Source organism: Kitasatospora sp. NPDC053057, assembly GCF_044546945.1.
Lineage (GTDB): Bacteria > Actinomycetota > Actinomycetes > Streptomycetales > Streptomycetaceae > Kitasatospora.
In genome coordinates this window covers 230,319-236,708 of sequence record NZ_JBITZP010000008.1, presented here as the reverse complement: position 1 = coordinate 236,708, position 6,390 = coordinate 230,319, and the positions used below count along the sequence as shown (strand labels likewise).

The window sequence follows — 6,390 nt, the reverse complement described above, 5'->3', positions numbered from 1 at the left end:
GGCTCCCAGTAGACGACTGGGTTGATAGGCCGGATATGGAAGCCCTGTGAGGGGTGGAGTTGACCGGTACTAATAGGCCGAGGGCTTGTCCTCAGTTGCTCGCGTCCACTGTGTTGTTCTGAAACAACGACCCCAACCCCGTCAGACGGGTTGGTGCGGTTGACAGTTTCATAGTGTTTCGGTGGTCATAGCGTGAGGGAAACGCCCGGTTACATTCCGAACCCGGAAGCTAAGCCTCACAGCGCCGATGGTACTGCAGGGGGGACCCTGTGGGAGAGTAGGACGCCGCCGAACAATCATTCAGAAAAGCCCCCGATCCATCGGATCGGGGGCTTTTCGCATTTCCGAGGTCAGCTGCGGCCGAAAAAATCTTGGTCAGCCCGTGTCGAGAACCCGTGGCCGGCTCCGTCCCCGGGGTGGACGCGGCCACAATGGGTCGCATCAGCACCGAGGAGAAGACGATGGCCAAGTACTTGCTGCTCAAGCACTACCGGGGCGCTCCGACCGCGGTCAACTGCGCGCCGATGGACCAGTGGACGCCGGAGGAGGTCACGGCGCACATCAAGTACATGCAGGACTTCGCTGCGCGGCTGGAAAAGACCGGCGAGTTCGTCGACGCTCAGGGGCTCGCGCCGGAGGGGACCTGGGTCCGGTACGACGGCGAGGGCCGTCCGCCGGTCACCGACGGTCCGTTCGCCGAGACCAAGGACCTCATCGCCGGCTGGATGGTGATCGACGTCGACAGCTACGAGCGCGCCGTCGAGCTGGCCGGAGAGCTGTCGGCCGCTCCCGGGGCCGGGGGGAAGCCGATCCACGAGTGGCTGGAACTGCGCCCGTTCCTGGCCATGCCGTCGACCACCACGGAGTGCCATCTCCGATGACCGGGGCCATGCGATGAACGGTTCCCTGATCCGGAGCCTCACGCCGGCCGTGCTCGGCATCCTCGTCCGCCGCGGAGCGGATTTCGCGGCGGCCGAGGACGCCGTGCAGGAGGCGTTGATCGAGGCGGTTCGCGGCTGGCCGGGCGATCCGCCGCGGGACCCGAAGGGCTGGCTGGTCACCGTCGCCTGGCGGAAGTTCCTCGACGCGACCCGGGCGGACACCGCCCGCCGTCGGCGGGAGGACCTGGTCGACCAGGAGCCGGAGCCCGGGCCGGCGGCCGCGTCGGACGACACGCTGCAGCTCTACTTCCTGTGCGCCCACCCGTCGTTGACGCCGTCGTCCGCGGTCGCGCTCACCCTGCGCGCGCTCGGCGGGCTGACCACCCGCCAGATCGCCCAGGCCTACCTGGTGCCCGAGGCGACCATGGCGCAGCGGATCAGCCGGGCAAAGCGCACCGTCTCGGCCGTCCGGCTCGATCAGCCGGGCGACGTCGCCACCGTGCTGCGCGTCCTCTACCTGGTCTTCAACGAGGGCTACTCGGGCGATGTCGACCTCGCCGCCGAGGCGATCCGGCTCACCCGGCAGCTGGCCGCGGCGATCGACCATCCCGAGGTGGCGGGGCTGCTGGCGCTGATGCTGCTACACCATGCCCGGCGGGCGGGCCGGACGGCGCCCGACGGCAGCCTGGTGCCGCTCGGCGAGCAGGACCGCAGCCGCTGGGACACCGGGTTGATCGCCGAGGGCGTCGGGATCCTGCAGGCGGCCCTCGCCCGGGACCGGCTGGGCGAGTTCCAGGCCCAGGCGGCGATCGCGGCGCTGCACGCGGACGCACCCACCGCCGGGGAGACCGACTGGGTGCAGATCGTCGAGTGGTACGACGAGTTGGTGCGGCTGACGGACAGCCCGGTGGTCCGGCTGAACCGTGCGGTGGCGGTCGGTGAGGCCGACGGGCCGCGCGCCGGGCTGGCGGCGCTGGGGGCGGTGGACGAGTCCGTGCCGAGGTACGCGGCGGTGGCGGCGTACCTCCACGAGCGTGACGGGGACCTGGTGACGGCGGCCCGGCTGTACGTCGAGGCGGCCCGTCGGGCGTCGAACCTTGCCGAGCGCGATCACCTGACGCGCCAGGCGGCCCGGCTCAACGTGCGGCTCAACGGCCGTGGGAGGGAGTGAGGTTCAGAGCCGGCCGGCGGCCTTGAGCGCCAGGTAGGTGTCCGCCAGGGCGGGGGCGATCTGGGCGGGCGGGGCGTCGAGGACGGTGACGCCGTGCCGGGTGAGGCGGTCGGCGGTGTGGCGGCGGTCGGCGCGGGTCTGTTCGGCGGCGGCGGCGCCGTAGACGGCCTCCACGGTGCCGCGGCCGGCGGCCAGCACGTCCAGGTGCGGGTCGGCGACCGAGGCGAGGACGACCTCGTGGCGCTTGGTGAGCAGCGGCAGCAGCGGCCGCAGGCCGTCCTCGACGGGGGCCGCGTCGAGGCCGGTGAGCAGGACGATCAGCGAGCGGTGCGGTGCCATCTTGAGCGCGGTGGAGACCAGGGAGCGCATGTCGGTCTCGTGCAGCGCCGGCTCCAGCAGGGCCATCGCGTTGGTGAAGGCCGGCAGGATCTCGCTCGGCGAGCTGCCGATGACGGCGGCGCGCTTGCGGGCGTCGTGGGCGAGCAGATCGACCCGGTCGCCCGCGCGGGTGGCGAGGGCGGTGAGCAGCAGGGCGGCGTCGAGGGCGGCGTCCAGGCGGGGGGCGTCGCCGACTCGGCCGGCCGAGGTGCGGCCGGTGTCGAGGACGACGAGGATGTGCCGGTCGCGTTCGGGGCGCCAGGTGCGGACGGCGACGGTGTGGCGGCGGGCGCTGGCGCGCCAGTCGATGGAGCGGACGTCGTCGCCGGGCAGGTACTCCCGCAGCGAGTCGAACTCGGTGCCCTGGCCGCGGGTCAACACCGAGGTGCGGCCGTCGAGTTCGCGAAGCCGGGCGAGCCGGGAGGGCAGGTGCTTGCGGCTGTGGAACGGGGGGAGGGCGCGGACCGTCCAGGGGACGTGGTGGGAGCCCTGGCGGCCGGCCAGGCCGAGCGGGCCGAGCGAACGGACCGTCACCCGGTGGGCGTGGTGGTCGCCGCGGCGGCTCGGGGTGAGCACGGAGACGGCCCGGCGCCGTTCCCCGCCGGGGACGGCGAGGGTGTGCCGGGAGGAGGTCTCGGCGGTGCCGGGACGCCAGGCGGAGGGGGCCCAGGCGTCGCGGATCAGGGCCCGGAGGGGCCGCCCGGAGGTGTTGGTGACGGTCAGTTCGACGGAGGCGGTGTCACCGAGCCGGACGGTGGTGGCGCCGCCCCGGACGATCCGCAGGCTGCGGACGGGGGCGGCGAGCACCAGGTCGGCAAGGACGGCGAGCAGGACCGCGCCGGTGACGGCCCCGATTCCGGCCCAGGAGGGCAGCAGGAGGCCCACGAAGAGCGCGCCGAGCGCGGCGATCAGGGCGGTTCGCCCGGTGAGGGCCATGCGGGTGCGCTCCTTCGGAAGCCCGTGGTCGGAGAGGGCCGTGGTTTCGGAAGCCCGGTACGCCGGTGGGCGTGGGTCAGCGGGGGGCGGGCGTCTGGGCGAGGACGGCCTGGATGACGGAGTCGGCGGTGACGCCCTCCATCTCGGCCTCGGCGCGCAGCGCGACGCGGTGCCGCAGGGTGGGCAGGGCGAGTGCCTTGACATCGTCCGGGGTGACGTAGTCCCGTCCGGCGAGCCAGGCCCAGGCGCGCGAGGCGGCGAGCAGGGCCGTGGCACCGCGCGGGGAGACGCCGATGGACAGCGACGGGGACTGCCGGGTGGCCCGGCAGAGGTCGACGATGTAGGCGAGGACCTCGGGGGAGACGGTCAGCTTGGCGATCTGCTCACGGGCGGCGGCGAGGTGCTCGGGCCCGGCGACCGGGCGGACGCCGGCGGCGGCGAGGTCCTTGGGGTCGAAGCCGGACGCGTGCCGGGACAGGACCTGGAACTCCTGGTCGCGGTCGGGCAGCGGCAGGATCAGCTTGAGCAGGAAGCGGTCGAGCTGGGCCTCGGGCAGCGGGTAGGTGCCCTCGTACTCGACCGGGTTCTGGGTCGCGGCGACCAGGAACGGGACGGGCAGCGCGCGGGGCTCGCCGTCCACGGTGACCTGCCGCTCCTCCATGGCCTCCAGCAGGGCGGCCTGGGTCTTGGGCGGGGTGCGGTTGATCTCGTCGGCGAGCAGCAGGTTGGTGAAGACCGGGCCGGGCTGGAAGGAGAACTCGGCGGTGCGGGCGTCGTAGACGAGCGAGCCGGTGACGTCGCCGGGCATCAGGTCGGGGGTGAACTGGATGCGCTTGGTCTCCAGGCTGAGCGCCGTGGAGAGGGTGCGGACCAGCAGGGTCTTGGCGACGCCGGGGACGCCTTCCAGCAGCACGTGGCCGCCGCAGAGCAGCGCCACCACGAGGCCGGTGACGGCGGCGTCCTGGCCGACCACGGCCTTGCCGATCTCGGCGCGCAGGGCGGTCAGCGCGGCGCGGGGGTCGGTGACGCGGGGGTCGGTGGTGGGGGTGGCGGGTGCCGTGCCGGGGGTGATGCGGAGCTGGGCGGTCGCCTGTTCGGTCACGGGTTCCGTACCTGCCTTTCGAGGGCGTCGAGGTCGTCGGCGAGCCGCAGCAACGCGGCGTCGTCGGTCGGGGGCGGGCCGTAGAGCAGGGCCCGGACGTCCCCGGCGGGTCGTTCGGGGAGGCGGCCGGCGACGGCCGCGCAGAGTGCTTCCGGCTCGGGGGCGCCGGCCTGGAGCGGGACGCCCAGGGCGGGGGCGAGGCGGTGGGCGGCGGCGCGGCGCAGGGCCTCGGCGGCGCGGCCGCGGGCCTTGGCCCGCCGGTAGAGGCGGGCGCGGCCCTCGGTGGTCTCGGCGGCGCGGACCACCACGGGCAGGTCCTCGCTGACCACCGGGCCGAGCCGGCGGGCGCGCCAGAGGGCGGCGAGCACGGCGGCGACGGCGAGCTGGTAGAGGGCCCAGTGCCAGCCCTTGGGGATGTAGTCGCCGAAGGACTTGCGCTGGGTGCCCTCGGCGACCGGCGCGGTGTAGTCGGGCAGGTGCCAGGTGAGGCGGGGCTGCGAGCCGAGCAGGCCGAGCGCGAGCGAGGCGTTGCCGTCCTTGGCGAGCTCGTCGTTCCGCAGGAACTGGCCGCTGCCGAGCACGATGACGTCGCCGCCCCCGTTCGGGGTGCGGACCAGCGGGTAGTCGTGGCTACGCGGGTAGCAGCCGTCGCCCCGGCTGCCGCTGGTGTAGAGCATGCCGCCCATGGAGGCGCTGCCGGCCCGGACGGCCTCGGGGAGCGAGCAGTCCGGCTGGCTGCCGCGGACGGCCGCGAAGGGGACGCCGCCGGCCTCGTCGGCGGCGCGGATGCCGGGGGCGAGGGCGCTGAGGGCGGCCGGGCCCGGGGCGATCAGGACCACCCGCTGGTGCCGGGCGGCGGCGATGGCGCGCAGCTGGGCCGGGCTGAGCAGGTCGGGTTCGGGCAGCACCAGGGTGTCGGCGCCGTTCGCGGCGGCCGCGGGGTCGGTGCTGAGTTCGGCCTTGACGCCCTGGTGTTCGAGCAGCGCGACCACGGCGTGGGCGCCGTCGGCGTCGTACGAACGTGGGTCGATCGGCGGGTAGCGGTGGCCGCGGTTGAGGACGGCGATGCCGACGGCGGCGACCAGCAGGACGGCGAGGAAGACCAGGTACCAGCGGGCCCGGCGGGCCAGGCCGCGCCCGGTGGGGGCGAGGCTGGTCGGCGCGGCGTCGGCGGGTCGTTCGGCGGCGGGGGGAGCCGGGGCGGGGCTGGTCATGCCGCTCCTCCCGGGGTCGAGGTCGGGGCCGGGGCGGCGGCCACCGCGGAGGCGTGGGCGAGGACCGGCCGGGTGCGTTCCAGCGTCCGGTCGAGGTCCAGCAGCAGCCGGTAGGCGGCCTGGTCGGCGGTGCGCTCGCCGTAGGCGACGTCGTCGAAGGTACGGGCGGCCGCGGTCAGCGCGGCGGCGTGCTCGGGCAGGGCCCGGCCGGCCTCGGCGGCGGCCTCGTCGGCGGTGCGGCCGGGGCGGGCGTCGAGCAGGGTGCGCTCCTCCAGGGCCCGGACGAGTGCGCGCATCTGCTCGCGGACGGCTTCGGACCAGCGGCCCGCGGCGGCGTGCCCGGCGGCGTCCGCGCGGTACTGGTCGGCGCTGCGCGGGCCGTCGGAGCCGTACACGCCCAGGACGGTGCGGGCGGCGCGCTTGGGGGCGCCGAGGCGCCACCAGACGGCGGCGCCGATCACCGCGGCGACGATCAGGAAGAGCACCAGTCCGGTGGTGCCGTCGGTGCCGTCGCCGGAGATGCTGCCCATGGCGCGGTCGATGTGGTCCCAGATCCAGTTGACGACGCGTTCCAGGACGCTCGGGTCGTTCTTGTGGTACTCGGCGTTGAGCAGCTCGTCGCGGGCGGCGTCGCGGGCCGGGTCACGCGGAACGGTGACCGGGGCGCCGGCGGCGGCGAGGAGCCTGTCCCCCCAGATAGGCATCCGG

The 6,390-nt window shown here is 74.7% G+C and carries 6 protein-coding genes and 2 rRNA genes; 4 read left to right on the top strand and 4 right to left on the bottom strand.

Going from position 1 to position 6,390, the window contains the following annotated elements; all coding sequences use genetic code 11:
• The 4 genes from ACIG5E_RS12275 to ACIG5E_RS12260 form a co-directional block, all read left to right on the top strand.
• Window positions 1-93, top strand: a 23S ribosomal RNA gene (locus tag ACIG5E_RS12275); the annotation flags it as partial.
• A gap of 84 nt (window positions 94-177) precedes the next feature.
• Window positions 178-294: ribosomal RNA gene (rrf, locus tag ACIG5E_RS12270) — 5S ribosomal RNA — on the top strand.
• A gap of 167 nt (window positions 295-461) precedes the next feature.
• Window positions 462-881 (top strand): YciI family protein, encoded by a 420-nt coding sequence (locus ACIG5E_RS12265; protein ID WP_396533258.1) that lies wholly within the window; start codon window positions 462-464, stop codon window positions 879-881.
• 13 nt (window positions 882-894) lie between these two features.
• Window positions 895-2,052 (top strand): RNA polymerase sigma factor, encoded by a 1,158-nt coding sequence (locus ACIG5E_RS12260; protein WP_396533257.1) that lies wholly within the window; start codon window positions 895-897, stop codon window positions 2,050-2,052.
• A gap of 3 nt (window positions 2,053-2,055) precedes the next feature.
• Here the strand turns inward: ACIG5E_RS12260 and ACIG5E_RS12255 are convergent, their stop codons facing one another.
• From ACIG5E_RS12255 to ACIG5E_RS12240, 4 genes are all read right to left on the bottom strand, one after another.
• Complete coding sequence (locus ACIG5E_RS12255; RefSeq protein WP_396533256.1) at window positions 2,056-3,366, bottom strand: DUF58 domain-containing protein; 1,311 nt, start codon at window positions 3,364-3,366, stop codon at window positions 2,056-2,058.
• A gap of 76 nt (window positions 3,367-3,442) precedes the next feature.
• Window positions 3,443-4,438, bottom strand: coding sequence for an AAA family ATPase (locus tag ACIG5E_RS12250; protein WP_396533272.1), 996 nt, complete (start codon window positions 4,436-4,438; stop codon window positions 3,443-3,445).
• A gap of 26 nt (window positions 4,439-4,464) precedes the next feature.
• Window positions 4,465-5,682, bottom strand: a complete 1,218-nt coding sequence (locus ACIG5E_RS12245; protein WP_396533255.1) for a DUF4350 domain-containing protein — start codon at window positions 5,680-5,682, stop codon at window positions 4,465-4,467.
• Entirely contained in the window at window positions 5,679-6,386 is a 708-nt protein-coding gene (locus ACIG5E_RS12240) for a DUF4129 domain-containing protein (RefSeq protein ID WP_396533254.1), read from the bottom strand. The genes ACIG5E_RS12245 and ACIG5E_RS12240 overlap by 4 nt, the downstream gene beginning before the upstream one ends.
• Window positions 6,387-6,390: the final 4 nt, after the last annotated feature.